The organism is Streptomyces sp. MMCC 100 (assembly GCF_041538145.2).
Taxonomy (GTDB): domain Bacteria; phylum Actinomycetota; class Actinomycetes; order Streptomycetales; family Streptomycetaceae; genus Streptomyces.
Genome location: NZ_JBGORK020000001.1, coordinates 6,775,958 through 6,797,770, shown reverse-complemented (window position 1 = coordinate 6,797,770; position 21,813 = coordinate 6,775,958). Strand labels below are relative to the sequence as shown.

The window sequence follows — 21,813 nt, the reverse complement described above, 5'->3', positions numbered from 1 at the left end:
AGGAGGCCGCCTTGCTCATGTTCCTGAAGTCCCTCAACATGCTGCTGATGTTCGTGCTGGAACTCGCGGTGTACGTCGCGGTCGTGCTCTGGGGGGTCGCCGTCGGCGACCGGTGGCCGGTCGAGGTGGCGCTGGGGGTGGGCGCGCCGGTGGTGATGATGACGGCGTGGGCACTGTTCGGGGCACCCCGCGCGGCACACCCGGCGCGCGGGGGTCGGCGGGTCGTCCTGGAGGTGCTGTGGTTCGGCGCCGGCGCCGCCGCCCTGGCCGCTTCCGGCAGACCGCGCCGGGCGGTCGCCTTCGGCTGTGTCTACCTGGTCAACGCGGTGCTCAGACGGCTGTGGAAGCAGTGACGACGCCCGGCGCGCCCCCGACCCGCGCACCGGCCCCCGCGCCCACCGCGCTTACGATGCGCGAGGCCCGCAACGTCACCTGCACCACCCTTGCGAACCGCCCCGAGCCACCTCGCACCACTCCGAGCCACCTCGCACCACTCCGAACCCCCTCGCCCCCACCTGAACAACAGGAGCACGGAACCCGTGTCGATACCGCCACCGCCGGGACCCCAAGGGCAGTACCCCCAGGGTCCGTACGCTCCGCAGTGGGGCCACCCCGTCGGGCCGTACCCCCGGCAGGCCCCCGTGAGCGGGCTCGCCATCGCCGCGTTCGTGCTCGGTGTCCTGTGCTTCGTACCGGCGGTCGGGCTCGTGCTGGGGCTGATCGCGCTGGTCCGGATCCGGAAGCGGGGCCAGCGGGGCAAGGGGTTCGCGGTGGCCGGTTGCGTGCTGTCCTCCCTGGGGCTGGCCCTGTGGGCGCTGACGCTCTCCACGGGCGCCGTCGCCGACTTCTGGGACGGCTTCCGGGACGCCGCGCGGGGCGAGGGCACCGCCTACGCGCTCGAGAAGGGCGAGTGCTTCACCACGCCCGGCGGCTCCCTGCGGGGGGTGACGTACGACGTCGACCAGGTGCCGTGCGCGCGCGAGCACGACGGCGAGGTGTTCGCCGTGTTCGACATGCCGGGCGACGGCTCGTACCCGGGGGACGGCGCGGTGACTTCGGTGGCCGACGCGCGCTGCTACGGGCTCGTGGGCGAGTACGCCATGGACGCCTGGGCCCTGCCCGACGATGTCGACGTGTACTACCTGACGCCGACCTCGCACACCTGGTCGTCGGGCGACCGGGAGATCACCTGCCTGTTCGGCAACACGGACGAGCGGGGGAACCTGACGGGTTCGCTGCGCAACGACGGGACGACGCTCGACGCGCACCAGCTCGCGTACCTGGAGGCGGCGCGGGTCCTGGACGATGCCTTGCGGTCGACGCCGGAGAGCGAGTACTTCGAGGACGACCCGATCGTGCACCAGGCCTGGGCGGGCCGGGTGGAGAAGGCGCTCACCGAGCAGATCGGGATGCTGGGCGCGCACTCCTGGCCGTCCACGAGCGAGCAGCCGGTCACCGAGCTGGAAGCGGCACGGAAGGAGTTCGCCGCAGCGGAGAAGACCCCCGACGCGGACCCGTTCTACGAGCACCTCGACAAGGGCTACGCGCTCATCGAGGCCGACACCACGGTCATGGCCCGCGAGTCCCTCGGCCTGGACACCACGCCGCCGGTGTACGAGGACTCCGGCGACGGTGGAGGAGAGAGCCCCGGCAAGGAGGTGTGACGGCGGCCATAGCGGGGAGAAAGTGCCTGCGTAAAGCCCTCGGGCGGCACAAGTCATCACTTCGAGTGATTCTCTGGCCTTTGCTTGCCCGGTCCAACCTGCGGTTGCCACGCTGTTGCTGTCTGTACAACCTGATGGGAGCGGCCAGTGACATTCGGTGAGCAGCCGGCGTATCTACGTGTCGCGGGTGATCTCCGCAAGAAGATCGCCGACGGCCTGCTGCCGCCCCATACGCGCCTCCCGTCCCAGGCACGGATCCGCGAGGAGTACGGCGTCTCGGACACCGTCGCCCTGGAGGCGCGCAAGGTGCTGATGGCCGAGGGTCTGGTCGAGGGCCGCTCCGGTTCCGGCACCTATGTGCGCGAGCGGCCCGTCCCCAGGCGCGTCGCCCGCTCCGGGTACCGGCCGGCCGGTGGCGCCACGCCCTTCAGGCAGGAGCAGGCCGACGGCGACGCGCGCGGCACCTGGGAATCGCGCAGCGAGCAGGCCGAGGCGAGCGGTGCCGTGGCCGAGCGGCTCGGGATCAAGCCCGGCGACCGGGTGATGTGCACCCGGTACGTCTTCCGGGAGGCCGGTGAGGCCGTCATGCTCTCCACCTCCTGGGAGCCGCTGGACCTGACCGGGCGCACGCCGGTGATGCTGCCCGAGGAGGGGCCCCTCGGCGGCATGGGCGTCGTCGAGCGGATGGCCGCCATCGACGTCGTCGTCGACAACGTCACCGAGGAGGTCGGCGCCCGCCCCGGCCTCGCCGAGGAGTTGCTCGCCCTGGGCGGCGTACCGGGGCACGTGGTGCTGGTCATCCAGCGCACGTTCTACGCCTCGGGGCGCGCGGTGGAGACGGCCGACGTGGTCGTCCCGGCCGACCGGTACCGGGTGGCGTACCACCTGCCCGTCAGGTAGCCCGGCGAGTACCGCCCCCGCGCGGGGACGGGGCCCGGCAAGTACCGCCCCCACGCGGGGAGTTCACGCACCCCTCCGCGGTGTGAGATGGCGCACGCCCGTCGTGCGCCTCCCGCGCGCCTTTCCTCCGCACGCACACCCGCTCGCACAGCTGCCCGGCCCGCGGCACCCTCCGCACGGCGCCGGAATCCGGCCGTTCCCGCAGGTCGCCTCCCTCGGCCCCGCCATGCCTGTGACCGGAGGCATCGGTGTGCGGGGACGGCGCGTTCTGCATCGTGCGCCCCCTGCGTTCTGGCTGGTTGCGTACCTCTTTGTGCAAAGCCGTATTCGCTCCGTGAAGGTTGGGCGTAGGCTCGGGCATATGCGGACTGCGGTTTCCTTGGCGGGCGGGGCGCGGCGCGTGCCGTGGGCGGCGGGAACGGGAAGTGGAGGGGCGCGATGAACGACAGCACGGTCACTCTTCCCTGGCTGGTCTTCCGGCAGGACGACAACGGCAATCGCTACCGCGTGGGCAGGTACGCGACCCGGGCCGAGGCCCAGCGGATCGCGGACACCCTCGACGGTCGCGGACACCAGCAGCTCTACTGGGTCGAGAGGCTCGGCACGGCCGGCACGGGCACGGCGGACTGATCCGCCCCGAGGCCGGCCGATCCCGCGCTCCCTCGGCGGCGGGCCGGGGCCGGCCGGGCAGGCCGTAGGCTCCGGCGCATGACGCAACGGATCGTGGTCGGAGCCGCCCTGGTGGACGGCGGGCGGCTGCTCGCCGCACGCCGCAGCGCGCCCGCCGAACTGGCCGGGCGGTGGGAGCTGCCCGGCGGCAAGGTCGAGGCGGGCGAGACGCCCGAGGCGGCGCTCGTGCGCGAACTGCGCGAGGAACTCGGGGTGGCGGCCGAGGCCGGTGAGCGTGTCCCGGGGCAGTGGCCCCTGAGGGCGCCGTTCGTCCTCCAGGTGTGGACCGCCCGCCTGCTCCCCGGCTCCGCCGCCCCCGAACCCCTCGAGGACCACGACGACCTGCGCTGGCTGACCCCCGCCCAGGTCTGGGACGTGCCCTGGCTCGAGCAGGACGTACCGGCCGTCGAGGAGGTGCTCGTACACCTGGGACTCGAGGCGAGGGGTGCGACGCGCGGTACCGAGGCCGGATAAAGGGTATGTGCCCATTAACCCCGCGAAAAGGGACACCGGTGGGGGTTGTCGGCCGGGGAAGTGATCGGCGTGAGCGACAACGAGGGCGACTGTGCCGAGTGGGTCTTCCCCGCGGCGCCGGACGCCGTGCGGACCGCCCGCTCCCTGGTCCGCCGCACCCTGCGCGAGTGGCGGCTCGACAGCGTCGGGGACATCGCCGCCCTGCTGGTCAGCGAGCTGGTCACCAATGCCCTGAGGCATGCCACCGGGCCCATCGGCGTCCGCCTGGTGTGCGGACCCGCCGCCGGGGTCCTGCTGGTGGAGGTGTCCGACCCGCTGCCCGACCCGCCCCGCGAGCGCGTCGCCCGCCCCGACGACGAGGACGGCCGGGGCCTGCAGCTGGTGGCGTCCGCCACACGCCGCTGGGGCACCCGCCCCGGCGAGGCGGGCAAGACGGTGTGGTTCGAACTCGCCCTGCCGCACTGACGCGACGGCCTCGTGACACAACGTTGCCACCACGCCGGCGGGTGTCCGGTATGTACCGACATCGCCCCTCGCTTCGACCGTCAACCGGTTCAGGCCAGTGGCAGTTGTGGAACTGCGTGATTCGATGCCGTGTCCGCTGGTTAGAAGACTGGAAGTGTTGTCACGGTCCGGACCGAAAACCATCGGGACCGTGCTGTGATCGTGAACACCGTGTCGTGCGGCGCCGTAGTGCTGGATACTGCGGGCAGCCGCCTCCGGTGACCGGTGCCGGATGCGGTGAGCTGGAGGGGACGGTTCGCGTGAGCGAGATACCAGCGAGGGCCGAGGAGCCGACGGAGTCCACGGAGTCCGAGGACCCGTCGGCAGACGCGCCGCTCGGTGACGCGGTGTGGCAGAGCAGCCCGCCCGGCTCCATCTACGACTACATCAAGGTCGCCTCCTTCTCCATCGGCCCCGACGGGCTCGTCGACCAGTGGAGCCTGCGGGCGGAGCAACTGCTCGGCATCCGGGCGGAAGACGCCGTGGGCACCGACCCCGTCGAGGCCTTCATCGATCCCGACCTGCGCGAGCGCGGCCAGCGCAAGATGACCGAGATCCTCGACGGCCGGGAGTGGACCGGCGTGGTCCCCTTCCGGACGCCGGGCGACTTCCGGACGCCGGGCGACTTCCGGACGCCGGACGACGGCACCGAGCCCGGGACGCGTGCGAACGGACGGCGCGGACAGCGCGGGCTGGCCGAGGTGTACGTCATGCCGACGCGCACCGAGGACGGGGAGAAGGCCGCCGTCTGCATCGTCGTCGACGTCCGCGTCCTGCGCAGCATCGAGACCGATCTGGCCGCCTCGCAGGCCATATTCGGCCAGTCTCCGTTCGGGTTCCTGCTGATCGACCCCGACCTGACGGTGCGCCGCGCCAACCAGCGGTTCGCCTCCATCTTCGGCGGCACCCCCGACGACCACCGCGGCAAGGGCGTCCACGACTACCTGCCGCGCGCCGAGGCCGACCGGGTCTCCGCCACCCTGCGCCGGGTGCTGGAGACCGGCGACTCGATCACGGACATGCACGTCACAGGCTTCGTGCCGGGCTCGGAGGAACGCCGCCACTGGTCCGTCAACCTCTACCGCGTGCACAGCGGTTCCGGCCGACCCATCGGCGTCGCCTGGCTCGGCACCGACATCACCGCCCGCCGCCAGGCCGCCCGCGAGGCCGCCAACGCCCGGCGCAACCTCGCCCTCCTCAACGAGGCCGGCGCCCGCATCGGCAACTCCCTCGACCTGGAGACCACCGCCCGCGAACTCCTCGACGTCGTCGTCCCCGGCTTCTGCGACCTGGCCACCGTCGACCTCTACCAGGGCCTGCTGGCCGGCGACGAGACCCCGCCCGGCCTCGCCGACGGCAGCGCGGAACTGCGCCGCGTCGCCTTCTCCAGCGCCGTCTCCGAGGTCCCCTTCCACGGCACCGGCGAGCGGGTCAAGCTCGGCGCCGTCCACCACTACCCGTTCAACTCGCCCTGCGCGGACGCCCTGCGCACCGCCCGGCCGCGCGCCGTCCCCGCCGAGGACGGCGGACTCGTGCAGTCGACGCTCGCCGTGCCGATGGTCGCCCACGACATGGTCGTCGGACTCGTCCAGTTCGCCCGCACCAAGGGCAGTGAGCCGTTCGGCGACCGCGACCGCGACCTCGCCGTGGAACTGGCCGCGCGCGCCGCCGTCTGCATCGACAACGCCCGCCTCTACCGCCGCGAACACGAACGCGCGCTGATCCTGCAACGCTCCCTGCTCCCGCCGGGCGACCCGGAGGCCTCCGGCCTCGACATCGCCTGCCGCTACCTGCCCGGCGAAGCGGCCACCGGCCGGGCCAGCGAGGTCGGCGGCGACTGGTTCGACGTCATCGAACTCCCCGGGCACCGCACCGCGCTGGTCGTCGGCGACGTCATGGGCCGCGGCCTGCGCGCCGCCGTCGCGATGGGCGAACTGCGCACCGCCGTACGCACCCTGGCCCAGCTCGACCTCGAACCGGCCGAGGTGCTCGCCCAGCTGGACGAGATCGCCCGCGGCCTCGGCGCCCCCTCGGGCCTCCAGCAGGCCACCCGGGCCGCCCGCCGCCCCCGCGAGGCCGACCTGTCCGAGGTCTACCTGGCGACCTGCGTGTACGCCGTCTACGACTCGGTGACCAGGCGCTGCACCTTCGCCAACGCGGGCCACCTGCCGCCCGTCCTGGTCGAGGTCGGCGAGTCCGCGCTGATGCTGGACGTACCGCCGGGGCTGCCGCTCGGCGTCGGCGGGGAGCCCTTCGAGGAGGTGGAGGTCGAACTGCCCGAGGGCGCCCTGCTCGCCCTCTACACCGACGGACTGGTCGAGAGCCGCGACCACCCCCTCGACGAGGGCCTCCAGGCTTTCGTGGGCGCCCTCACGGACCCCACCCAGCCCCTGGAGGACGTCTGCGACCAGGTCCTCAACACCCTCGACAGCCACCACGGCGAGGACGACATCGCCTTGCTGATGGCCCGCGTCCAGGGCCTGCCCAGCGACTCGGTCGGCGACTGGACCCTGCCGCGCGAGCCGCGCAGCGTCGGCCGGGCCCGCGAGTACGCCCGGGCCCAGCTGCTCGCCTGGGACATGGAGCCGCTGGTCGACACCACGGAACTGCTCGTCAGCGAACTCGTCACCAACGCGCTCAGGTACGGCGAGGGCGAGATCAGGCTCCGCCTCCTCCTCGACCGCACCCTGGTCTGCGAGGTCTGGGACTCCGGCCTGGTCCAGCCCCGCCGGCGCCGCGCCCGCGACACCGACGAGGGCGGGCGCGGCCTGCAACTGGTCGGCCTGCTCAGCGCGGCCTGGGGCTCACGCCGTACGCCGCGCGGCAAGACGGTCTGGTTCGAACTACCCCTGCCGGGCGCCGACACCCAGCTCACCGACCCTGCGGAGGCCCTGCTGAGCCTGTTCTGACCCGGCCCGGAGTCGTGCGGGTCCGGGCCCGCCGGGTGCGGCGCACATGGCCGTACCCGGCCAGCAGCAGGGCCGCCCCGGCCGCGACCAGGGGCGGCACCAGATCGGCGGAGATCATCGCCACGCACCCCTGACCGCAACCGGAACACCGGTTCGAGTCGTCCCCGGTGGCAACACGCTCGGAGCGTATGCACGAAATCCGGCCACCGCGACCGGGACCGGGCCACAGGGAGGGGACACCGTGGAGAGCACGGAGCCGAGAAGCACCGCGTCGAAAGCTGATCCGACGGCAGGTCCGGCAGCCGCCGACGGCGATCAGGCCCCGCAGGGTCCGCCCGCACCCGACGACGAAAGCCGCTCGGGTGGCGCGGTCGGGAACACAGAAAAGAAGAAGCGGCTCCGCCGCACCCGCCGCATCACCCTCGCCGTGCTCCTCGTCCTGTTCCTCCCCCTCCTCACCGCCGAGACCGCCCTGCGGATCAACTACATGGGCGACCCCGCCGACGGCACCACCACCAGGAACCGCGACGCGATCTGGCTCGGCCACGCCTGGGTCGACGGCCGCAAGAAGGACGCCGACCTCACCGCGCTGGCCCGCAGCCTGAAGACCACCGGCATCCGCGACCTGTACGTCCACACCGGCCCGATGGAACACGACGGCACGCTGCCGAAGTCGCTGTATCCGAGGGCCCGGTGGCTGGTGGACGCCGTGCACCGGGAGATGCCCGGCGTGCGCGTCCAGGCCTTCCTCGGCGACGTCCTCGCCACCGAGAGCCCGGACGGCATGCGCCTGGAGAAGGCCGCCACCCGTGCCGCCGTCGTCGACTCGGCCCGCCAGGTCCTGGACGTGGGCTACGACGGGGTCCACCTGGACCTGGAGCCGCTGCACTCCGGCGACCGGAACTACCTCTCCCTCCTGGACGACGTGCGCGCCGTCACCCGCGCCCGCGACGCGCAGCTCTCCGTCGCCGCCCACCAGATCGATCCGCTGCCGGGCTTCCACTCCTTCTGGGGCACGGTCGCCGGACACCCCAAGTGGTGGTCCCAGGAGTTCTTCGGCCAGGTCGCCCGCCGCGTCGACCAAATCGCGGTCATGTCGTACGACACCATGCAGCCCCTGGAGAGCCTGTACGGCGGTTACGTCGCCCAGCAGACCTCACTGGCCCTGGAGGTCACTCCGCCGACCACCCACCTCCTGATGGGCCTGCCCTTCTACCACGAGAACCGTTTCGGCCACTGGAACCACGCGGAGACCGTCGCCGCCGCCGTCCGCGGAGTCCGCCTCGGCCTGTCCCGCACGGACGCCGGCCGGGAGCGGTTCGGCGTCGCCGCGTACATCGACTTCGCGGCGACGGCGGAGGACTGGGCGTCGTACCGCGAGGGCTGGGTCCGCTAGGACGTCCTGCGCCGGATCTTCGACCCCAGCCACACCAACGGGTCGTACTTGCGGTCCACGGCCCGTTCCTTCAGGGGGATCAGCGCGTTGTCCGTGATCTTGATGCCCTCGGGGCACACCTCCGTGCAGCACTTGGTGATGTTGCAGTAGCCGAGGCCGTGCTCGTCCTGGGCCGTGCGTGACCGGTCCAGGCCGGTGTCACCGGCGGCGTCCAGCGGGTGCATGTCCAGCTCGGCGACGCGCATGAGGAAGCGCGGGCCCGCAAAGGCGGGCTTGTTCTCCTCGTGGTCGCGGACCACGTGGCAGGTGTCCTGGCACAGGAAGCACTCGATGCACTTGCGGAACTCCTGCGAGCGGTCCACGTCCTCCTGCATCATCCGGTACTCGCCCGGGCCGAGGCCGGCGGGCGGGACGAAGGCCGGGACCTCGCGGGCCTTGGTGTAGTTGAAGCCGACGTCCGTCACCAGGTCGCGGATCACCGGGAAGGCCCGCAGGGGCGTGACGGTGATCGTCTCCTCGGGGGTGAAGACGGACATGCGGGTCATGCACAGCAGTCGCGGCCGCCCGTTGATCTCCGCCGAGCACGAACCGCACTTGCCCGCCTTGCAGTTCCAGCGCACCGCGAGGTCGGGGGCCTGGGTGGCCTGGAGGCGGTGGATGATGTCGAGGACCACCTCGCCCTCGTTCACCTCGACCGTGAAGTCCTGGAGGCCGCCGCCCTCCACGTCACCGCGCCACACCTTGAAGCGGGCCTCGTAGCCGCTCATTCGGACAGGCCCTCCAGTTCCTCGTCGGCGAGGTACTTCACCAGCTCCTCCTTGTCGAAGAGGGCGAGCAGGTCGGGCCGGATCGGCTCGGTGCTCCGCCGCTCCAGGGCGATCCGGCCGCGCTCCGGGTCCGTCGCCGCGAGTTCGCCCGCCGGGTCGGCCAGCGAGCACAGCAGGTTGGCCGGGCGCCAGCGCCGGTCCATCGACGGGTGGTCCTCGCGGGTGTGCCCGCCGCGCGACTCGGTGCGCTCCAGCGCCGCCCGCGCCACGCACTCGCTGACCAGCAGCATGTTGCGCAGGTCCAGGGCGAGGTGCCAGCCCGGGTTGAACTGGCGGTGCCCCTCCACGCCGGCCCGGCGGGCGCGCACCCGCAGCTCCGCCAGCTTCTCCAGGGCCTGCTTCATCTCCGCCTCGCGGCGGATGATGCCCACCAGGTCGTTCATCGTCTGCTGCAGTTCCTGGTGGAGGGTGTACGGGTTCTCCGGCGGACCGGCGTCGGGCTCCTGTGCCTCGGCCGAGAACGGCCGCAGCGCCTCCGCGGCGGCGGCGTCCACCTGGGCGTCGTCGACCCGGGCGCGCGTGCCCTCGTCCGCCTGCCCCGCCGCGTACTCGGCCGCGTACCGTCCCGCCCGGCGCCCGAACACCAGCAGGTCGGACAGCGAGTTGCCGCCCAGCCGGTTGGAGCCGTGCATGCCGCCGGCCACCTCACCGGCCGCGTACAGCCCCGGCACCCCGCGCGCGGCGGCGGTGTCGGAGTCGACGGCGATGCCGCCCATGACGTAGTGGCAGGTGGGCCCGACCTCCATCGCCTCCGCCGTGATGTCCACGTCCGCCAGCTCCTTGAACTGGTGGTACATGGAGGGCAGCCGGCGGCGGATCACGTCGGCGGACATCCGGGTCGACACGTCGAGGAAGACCCCGCCGTGCGGTGAGCCCCGGCCCTCCTTCACCTCCGCGTTGATGGCACGGGCGACCTCGTCGCGGGGGAGCAGCTCGGGCGGACGCCGGTTGTGGTCCGGGTCGTCGTACCAGCGGTCGCCCTCCTCCTCCGACTCGGCGTACTTGTCCTTGAAGACGTCGGGGATGTAGTCGAACATGAACCGCTCGCCCTCGGAGTTCCGCAGCACCCCGCCGTCGCCGCGCACCGACTCGGTGACGAGGATGCCCTTCACCGAGGGCGGCCAGACCATGCCCGTCGGGTGGAACTGCACGAACTCCATGTTCAGCAGCGGCGCCCCGGCCAGCAGCGCCAGGGCGTGGCCGTCGCCGGTGTACTCCCACGAGTTGGACGTCACCTTGAAGGACTTGCCGATGCCGCCGGTGGCGATCACCACCGAGGGCGCCTGAAGGACGAAGAAGCGGCCGCTCTCGCGCTCGTAGCCGAAGACGCCGGAGACCTTGCGGCCCTCCTTGAGCACCCGGGTGACCGTGCACTCCTGGAAGACCTTCAGCCGGGACTCGTGGTCCCCGGTCTCGCGGAAGTCCTCCTGCTGGAGCGAGACGATCTTCTGCTGGAGGGTGCGGATCAGCTCCAGGCCCGTGCGGTCGCCCACGTGCGCGAGGCGCGGGTACTCGTGGCCGCCGAAGTTGCGCTGCGAGATGCGGCCGTCCTTCGTACGGTCGAACAGCGCGCCCCAGGTCTCCAGTTCCCACACCCGCTGCGGGGCCTCCTGGGCGTGCAGCTCGGCCATCCGCCACTGGTTGAGGAACTTGCCGCCGCGCATGGTGTCGCGGAAGTGGACCTGCCAGTTGTCGCCGGAGTTGACGTTGCCCATGGAGGCGGCGATGCCGCCCTCCGCCATCACCGTGTGCGCCTTGCCGAACAGGGACTTGCAGATCACGGCCGTACGGGCGCCGCGTTCGCGGGCCTCGACGGCGGCGCGCAGTCCGGCGCCGCCCGCGCCCACCACGACGACGTCCCATTCCTGCCGGTCGACCACGGACATCAGAAGGCCTCATTCATCGGGACTCGTCGGAACTCGTCGGGACTCAGTCGGAAGTCATCAGAACAAGCGCGGATCGTCGAAGACACCGGACGCGACCAGGTACACGTAGAAGTCGGCCAGCGCCACGCTCACCAGCGACGCCCACGCGAGCTGCATGTGCCGGGCGTTGAGCCTGCCGACCAGCTGCCACATCCGGTAGCGCACGGGGTGCCGCGAGAAGTGCTTGAGCTTGCCGCCGACGATGTGCCGGCACGAGTGGCAGGACAGGGTGTACGCCCAGATCAGCACGATGTTGGCGAGGAACACCAGGGTGCCGAGCCCCATGTGGCCCCACGCGTAGTGCTCGTCGCGGAAGGCGAGCACGGTGTCGTAGGTGAGGATGCCCGCGACCAGGAGCGCCGCGTAGAAGAAGTACCGGTGGACGTTCTGCAGGATCAGCGGGAAGCGGGTCTCGCCGGTGTACTTCTTGTGCGGCTCGGCCACCGCGCAGGCCGGCGGGGACGCCCAGAAGCCCCGGTAGTAGGCCTTGCGGTAGTAGTAGCAGGTCAGGCGGAAGCCGAGCGGGAAGATCAGGATGATGATCGCGGGGGAGATGCCCCACCAGGTGCCGAAGAGTTCCCAGTTGGGCCCGGAGCGCATCGGCTCGCAGTTCTCCGCCAGGCAGGGGGAGTAGAAGGGCGAGACGTACGGGGCCGCGTAGTAGTCGGCGTTCGCGAAGGCCCGCCAGGTCGAGTAGACGACGAAGGCCAGCAGGCCCGCCGCGGTGGCGGCCGGTGCCAGCCACCAGCGGTCGGTGCGCAGGTGCGGGGCGCGGATGGCGGCGCGCGTCGGGGTGTGGACGCCGCCGCCCGGGGGACGGTCTTCGGTGGCTGGAGGTTCGGTACCAGTTGCCACTGGGCGACTCCGGTCGGTCGGGTCGGTTTCAGGGGGCGCGGCGGTCGCGGGCGCCGAGGCCCTCGTCGTCCGAGTCCGTCCACAGCGAGCCGTCGTACGGCGTGTCGGGGATCGGGACGAGGTCCGGACGTTTGGGCGCGTCCGGTGCGGCAGCCGCCGCCCGCAGCAGCGCGAGGCTCTCGCGCAGATGGTCGGCGTCGGTGCGGACCCGGCGGACCTCCAGGTCACCGCTGCCCAGCTGCTGTTCCAGCCGGGTCACGGTCCGGGACAGCTCGTCGAGGCTGCGCTGCACGGATGACAGATCGTCGTGCACGGACAAGACGTGACCTCACTTCCGTCGGACACGGCAGGGGGCGGCCGAGCTTGGGAGCGACGCTCATGCGCCTGAGAGTGTCGCGCGTCACACCGGTCGCTGGGAAGGGATGTGCAGCGATTGGCCGGGGCGTGTCGGTGCATCGGGGGTGGCGTTGAGCCGCACGGGTGAGCTTACGCACCGTCGTCGCCGTGTCTCCCAGCGTCGCCGAACCGTTTCCCCTTCAGTGGCCGCATCCCCGTCCGGATACAAATGATCAACTTGAATACCGCAAATAACGCGTATCGCTCGTATGCCGCTCCAAGCGAGCACCATGCCCGCGGCCTTCCGGAGGTAGCACAGATGTCCCACGTCGGCGTCGGACCGCGCGCGGTCATGCGCTCGGTCGCCTTCCTCACCGCGGGTGTCCTCGCGGTCCCCGCGCTGGCCGGCTGCACCTCCGAGAACCCGTCGAGCAAGCCGCTCGCCGAACAGGACGTCGCCGCCGCGGCCCGCGCCCGGGTCTCCGACGGCGGCACCCTGCGCTGGGCCGTGGACTCCGTACCGGACACGCTGAACACCTTCCAGTCGGACGCCGACGCCACCACGACCCGCGTCGCGCAGGCCGTGCTGCCCTCGATGTACCGGACGGACGAGACCGGCAGCCCGGTGCGCAACCCCGACTACCTGGAGTCGGCCGAGGTCGTCGACACCGAGCCCAAGCAGGTCGTCGTCTACAAGCTGAACCAGCAGGCCGTCTGGAGCGACGGCCGGGAGATCGGTGCCGCGGACTTCGCCGCCCAGTGGCGCGCCCTGTCCGGGAAGGACAGCGCCTACTGGACCGCCCGCAACGCCGGCTACGACCGCATCGAGAAGATCGAACGCGGAGCCAACGACCTCGAGGTCAAGGTCACCTTCAGCCGGCCCTACGCCGACTGGAAGGCCCTGTTCTCGCCCCTGTACCCGAAGGACGTCATGGGCACGCCGGACGCCTTCAACGACGGCGCGCGGCGGACGCTCAAGGTCACCGCGGGACCCTTCGCGGTCAAGAAGGTCGACACCAAGGGCGACCAGGTCGTCCTCACCGGCAATCCGCGCTGGTGGGGCGAGCCGGCGAAGCTGGACGAGATCGTGCTGCGCGCCGTACCCCGCGACGAGCGCGTCTCCGAGCTGGTCGCCGGCAAGCTCGACCTCGCGGAGATCGACCCGGAGACCGCCGACGAGGTCACCCTGGCCGCTGCCCCGCGGGACCCGGCCACCGGCACCCCGCTCATGGGCCCGGAGGGCTCCCCGGCCGCGGGCCCGCAGGGCAGGTCCGCCGCCGAGGCGCTGCGCTCCTGGGCCGTCGCCAACGGCTCCGACGAGGAGGCCGCCGAGAAGGAGGTCCTCGCCCGCGAGGAGCGCCGCGAGGCGGAGGCGAAGGCCGGACGCCGGCAGAAGGCGCTCAGCGGCTTCGAGGTCCGCAAGTCGCTGGAACCCGCCTACACCCAGCTCGCCCTCAACGGCTCCGACGGCCCCCTCGCCGACGAGCGCGTCCGCAGGGCCGTGGCCCGCGCCCTGGACCGAGGGAAGCTAGCCGAGGCGGTGCTGAAGCCGCTCGGCCTGCCCGCCGAGCCCGTGGGCAGCCACCTCGCCCTGTCCGGCCAGCCCGCCTACGCCGACGGCAGCGGCGCACTGGGCGAGCAGAACGCCAAGGAGGCCCGGGCCCTGCTCGCGGACGCCGGATGGGTGCCCGGCGGCCCGGTGAAGAAGGCCGACGAGGGGGAGAAGGCGGCCGGCGCCGAGAAGGACAAGAAGGAGAAGGACAAGAACGGCAAGGACGACGAGGACGGGAAGAAGTCCGACGACGGCACGTACATCGTCGGTGAGGACAACAAGAACGACGACGGTGACGACGCCAAGGACGGCGCCGACCAGGAGAGTGGCGAGAAGCACAGCAGCGGCAAGAACACCGCGCAGGGCGGCGCGCCCGGCGCCTACGCCCCCAAGGGCACCGCGGCCCCGGCCGGCTCGGCGGCGGCCCCGCTCGCCAAGGACGGCAAGGCGCTCACCCTGCGCTTCGTGCTCCCCTCGGGCCCCGGCTCCGGGACCCTGCGCACCGTGGCCGACCGCATCGCGGGCATGCTGAAGGAGATCGGCATCGGCACCGAGATCACCAAGGTGCCGGACGAGAGCTACTTCAAGGACCACATCGCCGCCGGCGAGTACGACCTGGCGCTCTACTCCTGGCCCGCCTCCGCCTTCCCGGCCACCGACGCCCGCCCCATCTACGCCAAGCCCGTCCCGGCCGCCGACGGCTCCCTGAACGTCGCGCAGAACTACACCCGGGTCGGCACCGACCAGGTCGACCAGCTCTTCGACCGGGCCATGGCCACCCTGGACCAGAAGGAGGCCCGGGACCTGCTGCGCAAGGCCGACTCGCGGATCTGGGCGGCGGCCGGCTCCGTCCCGCTCTACCAGCGCCCCCAGCTGACGGCGGCCCGCAAGAACCTGGCCAACGCGGGAGCCTTCGGCTTCGAGACGCCGGTCTACGAGGACATGGGCTTCCTCAAGAAGGGCGCCCAGGGCTCCCGGCCGTCCCGCTCGTCCACGTCCTCGCCCTCGTCCTGAACCCTCCCGGCAAGCCGCAGTCTCCGGAGCCCCGTACCATTGGGTGAGGCCGTGGCATGTACCGCCCGGCAGGCCCGCGTGACACGGACGTCCGCGAGGGCCGTCCTCACACCCTCCGGGAGTACGCCTCATATGACCGCGTCCACAACGCGTCACGACATCCGCAACGTCGCCATCGTTGCCCACGTCGACCACGGCAAGACCACGATCGTCGACGGAATGCTCAAGCAGGCCGGTGCCTTCGCGGCGCACCAGCTCGACTCCGTCGACGACCGCATGATGGACTCGAACGACCTGGAGCGTGAGAAGGGCATCACGATCCTCGCCAAGAACACGGCGGTGAAGTACCACCCGAAGGATGGCGGCGACGTCATCACCATCAACATCATCGACACCCCCGGTCACGCCGACTTCGGCGGCGAGGTCGAGCGCGGTCTGTCGATGGTCGACGGCGTCGTGCTGCTCGTGGACGCCTCCGAGGGCCCGCTGCCGCAGACCCGCTTCGTGCTGCGCAAGGCACTGAGCCAGCGGCTGCCGATCATCCTGTGCATCAACAAGACGGACCGCCCGGACGCCCGCATCGACGAGGTGGTCAACGAGACCTACGACCTCTTCCTCGACCTGGACGCCGACGAGGAGCAGATCGAGTTCCCGATCGTCTACGCGTGTGGCCGGGACGGCGTCGCCTCCCTCACCAAGCCCGAGGACGGCACGGTCCCCACCGACTCCACCAGCCTGGAGCCGTTCTTCTCGACGATCCTGGACTACATCCCGGCCCCGACCTACGACGAGGCCGCCCCGCTCCAGGCGCACGTGACCAACCTGGACGCCGACAACTTCCTCGGCCGTATCGCGCTGCTGCGCGTGCACCAGGGCGAGCTGAAGAAGGGCCAGACGGTCGCCTGGATGAAGCGCGACGGGTCCGTGCAGAACGTGCGGATCTCCGAGCTGATGATGACCGAGGCGCTCACCCGCAAGCCCGCGGAGAAGGCCGGCCCCGGTGACATCTGCGCGGTCGCCGGCATCCCGGACATCATGATCGGTGAGACCCTGGCCGACTCGGAGAACCCGGTCCCGCTGCCGCTGATCACGGTGGACGAGCCCGCGATCTCCATGACGATCGGCACCAACACCTCCCCGCTGGTCGGCCGCGGCGCCACCGGCAAGGGCGCCGACAACAAGGCGGTCGTCAAGGACCGCAAGGTCACCGCCCGCCAGGTCAAGGACCGGCTGGACCGCGAGCTGATCGGCAACGTCTCGCTGCGCGTCCTGGACACCGAGCGTCCCGACGCCTGGGAGGTGCAGGGCCGCGGTGAGCTGGCGCTGGCCATCCTGGTCGAGCAGATGCGCCGCGAGGGCTTCGAGCTGACGATCGGCAAGCCGCAGGTCGTCACCAAGGACGTCGAGGGCAAGACGTACGAGCCCGTCGAGCGCATGACCATCGACGTGCCCGAGGAGCACATGGGCGCGGTCACGCAGCTCATGGGCGTGCGCAAGGGCCGGATGGACAACATGTCCAACCACGGCTCCGGCTGGGTCCGCATGGAGTTCGTGGTCCCCTCCCGCGGCCTGATCGGCTTCCGCACGGAGTTCCTCACCCAGACCCGCGGCACCGGCATCGCCCACTCCATCCACGAGGGCCACGAGCCCTGGTTCGGCACCCTGACGACCCGTAACAACGGCTCGCTGGTCGCCGACCGCTCCGGCGCCGTCACCGCGTTCGCGATGACGAACCTCCAGGAGCGCGGCGTGCTCTTCACGGACCCCGGCACCGAGGTGTACGAGGGCATGATCGTCGGCGAGAACTCCCGCGCCGACGACATGGACGTGAACATCACCAAGGAGAAGAAGCTCACCAACATGCGGTCGTCCTCGGCCGACTCGTTCGAGGCGATCGTCCCGCCGCGCAAGCTCTCGCTCGAGCAGTCGCTGGAGTTCTGCCGGGACGACGAGTGCGTCGAGGTGACCCCGGAGGCCGTTCGCATCCGCAAGGTGAACCTGGACGCCCGCGAGCGCGCCCGCGCCGCGAGCCGCGCCAAGCACGGCTGACCCACCTGCCGCCCTGGCGGCACACAGCGGAGCCCGGGTGCCCCCATCGTGGGGGCACCCGGGCTTTTTTCAACCGGTTTTTCGAGCGCCGGCCGCCCCCTCGTGACCGTCCGGGCACCCCCGTGTGTCCGAAACGCGGAGATCGACGCCCGATAGCCATGTAACACGTCCGTTTCGCGGTCTTCTCGTCCCGAACGGTTTGTCCAGATTTTGGAAGATCTACCCCGCAGCTGTGACTGAATTGAGATTTAAAGACGGTGGTCGGTTCTTCTGCTCATGGCAGATAGTTAGCCGCGTAACGCTCGGGTCAATGGGTCAAGCGCTGTGGGGACAGTGCCCGACTCACGAGCACCAGGGGGTGACTGAGCTTCCGTCAGGGGTGTCGGAAGCCAGACGAATACCCCCCTCCTGTCGGTGAACACGTGGAGTCATGAGGAGGAGTCCCATGCGCGGTGTCACGAACACCAGGTGGGTCACACGGTCCGTCGCCCGCAACTGTGCCCCGGCGGACGGCGATCGACTCTGAGGAGCGGGCCGGCCGCTGAAGTCCGGGCATCCGGCTACGCGCGTCCGGCTGCGGGTTTCCGGTGTCCTCCGGAACGTCCCGACGCTTCTTCATGATCCGTTCCGCGATGGCGCACACCCTGCGCCCGCCGCCGGTTCGGCACACCCACACCTGTGAAATGGGCGAATTGTGACAAGTCCAATCGACATTGAGGACGGCGGAACGGCAGCCGTCGCCGACGATGCTCCGGAGCCCGTCAAGACGGGGGAGGAGAAGACTCACGAAGGCCGGTCACCCGGGCAGTTGATGTGGCTCCGCTTCAAACGCGACCGGACCGGGGTCGTCTCCGCCTGCATCGTGATCGTCTTCTTCGTCGTCTCCGCACTGGCCCCGCTCATCGCGAAGGCGTACGGGAAGAATCCCTACACGCTGTACGCCCAGGAGCCCGACCACCCCTTCCTCCTGGACGACTTCGCGATGCCCACCGGTTCCTTCGGCGGCATGTCGGGCGACTTCTGGTTCGGCGTCGAACCCAAGCTGGGCCGCGACGTGTTCACGATGCTGCTCTACGGCATGCGCACCTCCCTGTACATGGCCGTGGTCGTCACCTCGCTCTGCGTCCTCACAGGCGTGCTCATCGGCATGGTCAGCGGCTTCTTCGGCGGCCGCGTCGACTACTGGCTGGGACGGATCACCGACTTCTTCCTGGCCTTCCCGCAACAGCTGTTCTTCATCGCCTTCATGCCCGTCGTGACCGCGATGTTCGTCTCCCCGCAGGACGAGACCCCCACCTATCTCAGAGCCGTGGCCATCACCCTGGTGATGTGGTTCCTCGGCTGGATGGGACTGGCCCGTCTGGTGCGCGGCTCGGTACTGACGCTGCGGGAGCGCGAGTTCGTGGAGGCGGCCAAGGTGTCCGGGGCCTCTCCCTGGCGCATCGTGCGCAAGGAGATCCTGCCCAACATCGTCACACCGATCCTGGTGCAGGCCACCTACATCCTCCCGAGCACGATCCTGTCCATCGCCTTCCTGTCGTACATCGGCGTGGGCTTCGTCGAACCGACCCCGGACTGGGGCCGCATGTTCGCCATCGGTGCCGACGTGTACGAGCAGGACCCGATGTTCATGTTCTTCCCAGGAGTGGCGCTGGTCGTCTTCGTCCTCTCCTTCAACCTTCTCGGCGACTCCGTCCGGGACGCATTCGACCCCAAGACCGGACGGTAACCGTCCATTGGTGGGTGGGGGAGCTGCCACCCCCGTGCCGGGCTTCCGGACCGTCAGGCAGCACTCGTGGACAACTATCGACAGGCAGGTGGATCGGCATCATGAAGCCCATCAGAACCCGCACCACGCGCACCACGCGCGCCATAGCCGTGGCCATCGTGGCCGGCGCGCTGGTGCTGACCGGCTGCTCCGGCGACAGTGACGGCGGCGGCAAGGGCAAGAGCGACGCCAAGAACCAGAAGGACGCCGCCGAGCAGCAGGACCCGGTGGCCTACGGCGACGCCGCGGCGTCCAACGGTCCGGCCCAGGAGGTCCCCGGAGCGAAACCCGGCGGGTTCATCAACGTCTACATGCAGTCGGACCTGACCCACATGGACCCGGGCCAGATCTACGTCAGCGACGCCGGCCAGTTCGCCAACCTGATCCACCGCGGCCTGACGAACTTCCAGGAGGACGACGAGGGCAACCTGACCGTCGTCGGCGACATCGCCACCGACTCCGGCCAGTCCTCCGACGGCGGCAAGACCTGGACGTACAAGCTCAAGGACAACATCAAGGACGACCAGGGCAACGCCATCACCTCGGCGGACGTCCGGCACACCATCGAGCGCCAGTACTCGAAGGTGATCTTCGACGGTCCGACCTACATCCAGTCCTGGCTCTCGGGCAACGACTACCGCAAGGCACTGCCGGACGGCCCGTACAAGGGCAAGCACCTGCCGGACTCGGTGCTGGAGACGCCGGACGACAAGACGGTCGTCTTCCACTTCTCCCAGCCGCGCCCGGACCTCCCGCAGGCCCTCGCCATGGCCGGCTACGCCATCGTGCCCGAGAAGCGGGACACGAAGGAGAAGTACGACGACGCCCCCGCGTCCCTCGGCCCCTACAAGATCGCCGAGTACAAGCCCGGCAAGTCGATGAAGCTGGTCAAGAACGACCAGTGGGACGCGAAGACGGACTCGGTGCGCCACCAGTACGTCGACGGCTACAACTTCACCAGCACCATCGACCAGGCCAGCCAGACCAAGCGGCTGATCGCCGACCAGGGCGAGGCCAAGAACGCCATCCAGTTCACGGACCCGGTCGACCCGGCCCAGATGTCGACGGTCATCAGCGACCCGGCGACGAAGAAACGTACCATCGCGGGTTACCAGGTCTACGTCTGGCAGATGAGCTTCAACCTGGACCGCATGAAGGACAAGAAGGTCCGCGACGCGATCACCTACGCGATCCCGAACCAGTCCATGGTCCAGGCGGACGGCGGCCGTTACGGCGGCGAGGTCGCCGGCGGCCTGCTCGCCCCGACCCTGCCGAACTTCGACCCGAAGTACGACCCGTTCGGCAAGCTGAAGAAGCCCAACGGCGACCCGGAGAAGGCCAAGCAGCTGCTGAAGGAGGCGGGTGTCAAGGAGGGCACGAAGCTCACCTACGCCTACTCCAACACCCCGCGCGGTCAGGCCCAGATGGTCATCATCAAGGACGCCCTGGCGAAGATCGGCTTCGACGTCCAGGCCAAGGAGATCGACCGGGCCAGCTTCTACGAGCAGGTCGGCAAGCTGGACAACCCGTACGACCTCTACATGACCGGCTGGGGCCAGGACTGGCCCAACGCCTCCACGGTCATCACCCCGGTCTACGACGGTGAACTGGTCGCCGACGGCGCGTCCAACTACTCGCACATCGACGACGCGCAGGTCAACGCGCTGATCAAGAAGGCGATGACGCAGCAGCCCGAGGAGGCGGCCAAGACCTGGGAGAAGGCCCACCACCGCATCGTGGAGGACATCAACCCGGCGGCCCCGGTCTACTACTCCAAGCAGATCCAGCTCTACGGATCGAACATCGGCGGTGCCCGGTACAGCAACGAGTCGAGCTACATCGACATCAACGACCTGTACCTGAAGCAGCCGTAGCCCGCCGGCCCGGCTGACCGCGGGGTGCGCGCCGAGCGAGCGCGACGGCGCGCACCCCCGCGGAGGTCTTCCTCACCTGCCGCCGCGTTCCCGAAGAGAGCATCCACCTGCCATGCTTCAGTTCCTCGTTCGCAGGTTGATCGGCGCATGCGTGATCATCTTCCTGATCGGCGCCTTCACCTTCTTCCTGTTCTATACGATCCCCCAGGACTTCGCCGAGCTGTCCTGCGGCAGAAACTGCACCCCACAGAACATCGCGGTGATCCGCGAGAACCTCGGCCTCGACAAGCCCATCACCGCCCAGTTCTGGGAATTCATGTCGGGCATCGTGAGCGGTCGGGACTTCAGTCAGGGGCACTGCTCCGCGCCGTGCCTGGGGATGTCCTTCGACACCGGCGAGTTCGTCTGGGACTCGATCCTGGACCGCTTCCCGCTCACGCTCTCCCTGACGGTGGGCGGCCTGGTCATCTTCCTGTTCCTGGGCCTCGGCTCGGGCCTGCTGGCCGCCTGGAAGCGCGGCACCATCGTGGACAAGGCCGTCAGCGGTGCCTCGATCGTCCTCAGCTCGTTCCAGATCTACTTCCTCGGCCCGATCGTCCTCGGCATCTTCGTGTACCAGTCGGGGATCCTGGACAACCCGAAGTACGAGCCGTTCACGGAGAACCCGATCGCCTGGATGGTCGGCATGATCATCCCCTGGTGCGTGATGGCCACCATCTTCACCGCCCAGTACACCCGTATGGCGCGGTCGACCATGATCGAACAGCTCCAGGAGGAGCACGTCCGCACCGCACGGGCCAAGGGCATGAAGCAGCGCTACGTCTTCTTCCGCTACGCCTGGCGCGGATCGCTGATCCCGATCGTCACCATTCTCGGCATGGACCTCAGCGCCCTGCTGTCCGGGGCGGTGGTGACGGAGTTCACCTTCGACCTCGCCGGCATCGGCCGTCTCGCGGTCGACTCGTCGCTGACCAAGGACCTGCCGGTGACGATGGGCGTCATGCTGTTCGGGGCCTTCTTCATCCTGCTCCTGAACATCCTGGTGGACCTCGCCTACGCATACATCGACCCGCGCGTGCGGCTCAGCTAGGAGAACT

The 21,813-nt window shown here is 70.2% G+C and carries 17 protein-coding genes; 13 read left to right on the top strand and 4 right to left on the bottom strand.

All coding sequences use genetic code 11. The features are described from left to right. Window positions 1-17: 17 nt before the first annotated feature. The 8 genes from ABS735_RS31295 to ABS735_RS31260 all read left to right on the top strand — a co-directional run bounded on the left by ABS735_RS31295 (window position 18) and on the right by ABS735_RS31260 (window position 8,516). Window positions 18-353 carry a YrdB family protein gene (locus tag ABS735_RS31295; protein WP_373902776.1) on the top strand — a complete coding sequence of 112 codons (336 nt, stop codon included), beginning with the start codon at window positions 18-20 and terminating at the stop codon, window positions 351-353. 186 nt (window positions 354-539) lie between these two features. Next, window positions 540-1,664 (top strand): DUF4190 domain-containing protein, encoded by a 1,125-nt coding sequence (locus tag ABS735_RS31290; protein WP_373902628.1) that lies wholly within the window; start codon window positions 540-542, stop codon window positions 1,662-1,664. Between the two features lie 147 nt (window positions 1,665-1,811). Next, a complete protein-coding gene (locus tag ABS735_RS31285) occupies window positions 1,812-2,564 on the top strand; it encodes a GntR family transcriptional regulator (RefSeq protein ID WP_373902627.1) in 753 nt (250 codons plus the stop codon). Between the two features lie 438 nt (window positions 2,565-3,002). Continuing rightward, on the top strand, window positions 3,003-3,194 hold the full coding sequence (locus ABS735_RS31280) for an SPOR domain-containing protein (RefSeq protein ID WP_373902626.1): 192 nt from the start codon (window positions 3,003-3,005) through the stop codon (window positions 3,192-3,194). A 78-nt stretch (window positions 3,195-3,272) separates the two neighbouring features. Then, on the top strand, window positions 3,273-3,707 hold the full coding sequence (locus ABS735_RS31275) for a (deoxy)nucleoside triphosphate pyrophosphohydrolase (RefSeq protein WP_373902625.1): 435 nt from the start codon (window positions 3,273-3,275) through the stop codon (window positions 3,705-3,707). A 60-nt stretch (window positions 3,708-3,767) separates the two neighbouring features. Next, window positions 3,768-4,172: an ATP-binding protein gene (locus tag ABS735_RS31270; RefSeq protein WP_373902775.1), complete on the top strand. Its 405-nt coding sequence runs from the start codon at window positions 3,768-3,770 to the stop codon at window positions 4,170-4,172. A gap of 299 nt (window positions 4,173-4,471) precedes the next feature. Continuing rightward, the gene (locus ABS735_RS31265) at window positions 4,472-7,120 is read left to right on the top strand and encodes a SpoIIE family protein phosphatase (protein WP_373902624.1); all 2,649 of its coding nucleotides are present in this window, start codon (window positions 4,472-4,474) and stop codon (window positions 7,118-7,120) included. Between the two features lie 241 nt (window positions 7,121-7,361). Next, entirely contained in the window at window positions 7,362-8,516 is a 1,155-nt protein-coding gene (locus ABS735_RS31260; protein ID WP_373902623.1) for a glycoside hydrolase family 18 protein, read from the top strand. On the opposite strand, the gene ABS735_RS31255 is transcribed toward ABS735_RS31260, so the two are convergent. From ABS735_RS31255 to ABS735_RS31240, 4 genes are read right to left on the bottom strand one after another with little or no spacing between them, the layout of a single operon-like run. Next, window positions 8,513-9,283: a succinate dehydrogenase/fumarate reductase iron-sulfur subunit gene (locus tag ABS735_RS31255; protein WP_373902622.1), complete on the bottom strand. Its 771-nt coding sequence runs from the start codon at window positions 9,281-9,283 to the stop codon at window positions 8,513-8,515. The genes ABS735_RS31260 and ABS735_RS31255 overlap by 4 nt on opposite strands. Continuing rightward, window positions 9,280-11,229 (bottom strand): fumarate reductase/succinate dehydrogenase flavoprotein subunit, encoded by a 1,950-nt coding sequence (locus ABS735_RS31250; RefSeq protein WP_373902621.1) that lies wholly within the window; start codon window positions 11,227-11,229, stop codon window positions 9,280-9,282. Before ABS735_RS31250 ends, ABS735_RS31255 begins: the two co-directional genes overlap by 4 nt. A 57-nt stretch (window positions 11,230-11,286) precedes the next feature. Continuing rightward, a complete protein-coding gene (locus tag ABS735_RS31245) occupies window positions 11,287-12,123 on the bottom strand; it encodes a hypothetical protein (RefSeq protein ID WP_373902620.1) in 837 nt (278 codons plus the stop codon). A gap of 28 nt (window positions 12,124-12,151) precedes the next feature. Next, window positions 12,152-12,442: a hypothetical protein gene (locus ABS735_RS31240; protein ID WP_373902619.1), complete on the bottom strand. Its 291-nt coding sequence runs from the start codon at window positions 12,440-12,442 to the stop codon at window positions 12,152-12,154. A 336-nt stretch (window positions 12,443-12,778) separates the two neighbouring features. Between ABS735_RS31240 and ABS735_RS31235 the strand changes: the two genes are divergently transcribed. From ABS735_RS31235 to ABS735_RS31215, 5 genes are all read left to right on the top strand, one after another. After that, window positions 12,779-15,025: an ABC transporter family substrate-binding protein gene (locus tag ABS735_RS31235; protein WP_373902618.1), complete on the top strand. Its 2,247-nt coding sequence runs from the start codon at window positions 12,779-12,781 to the stop codon at window positions 15,023-15,025. Between the two features lie 132 nt (window positions 15,026-15,157). Further along, on the top strand, window positions 15,158-17,074 hold the full coding sequence (gene typA / locus ABS735_RS31230; protein WP_373902617.1) for a translational GTPase TypA: 1,917 nt from the start codon (window positions 15,158-15,160) through the stop codon (window positions 17,072-17,074). 694 nt (window positions 17,075-17,768) lie between these two features. After that, on the top strand, window positions 17,769-18,803 hold the full coding sequence (locus ABS735_RS31225) for an ABC transporter permease (RefSeq protein ID WP_373902616.1): 1,035 nt from the start codon (window positions 17,769-17,771) through the stop codon (window positions 18,801-18,803). 101 nt (window positions 18,804-18,904) lie between these two features. Next, on the top strand, window positions 18,905-20,716 hold the full coding sequence (locus tag ABS735_RS31220) for an ABC transporter substrate-binding protein (RefSeq protein ID WP_373902615.1): 1,812 nt from the start codon (window positions 18,905-18,907) through the stop codon (window positions 20,714-20,716). A gap of 112 nt (window positions 20,717-20,828) precedes the next feature. After that, window positions 20,829-21,806, top strand: coding sequence for an ABC transporter permease (locus ABS735_RS31215; RefSeq protein WP_373902614.1), 978 nt, complete (start codon window positions 20,829-20,831; stop codon window positions 21,804-21,806). Window positions 21,807-21,813: the final 7 nt, after the last annotated feature.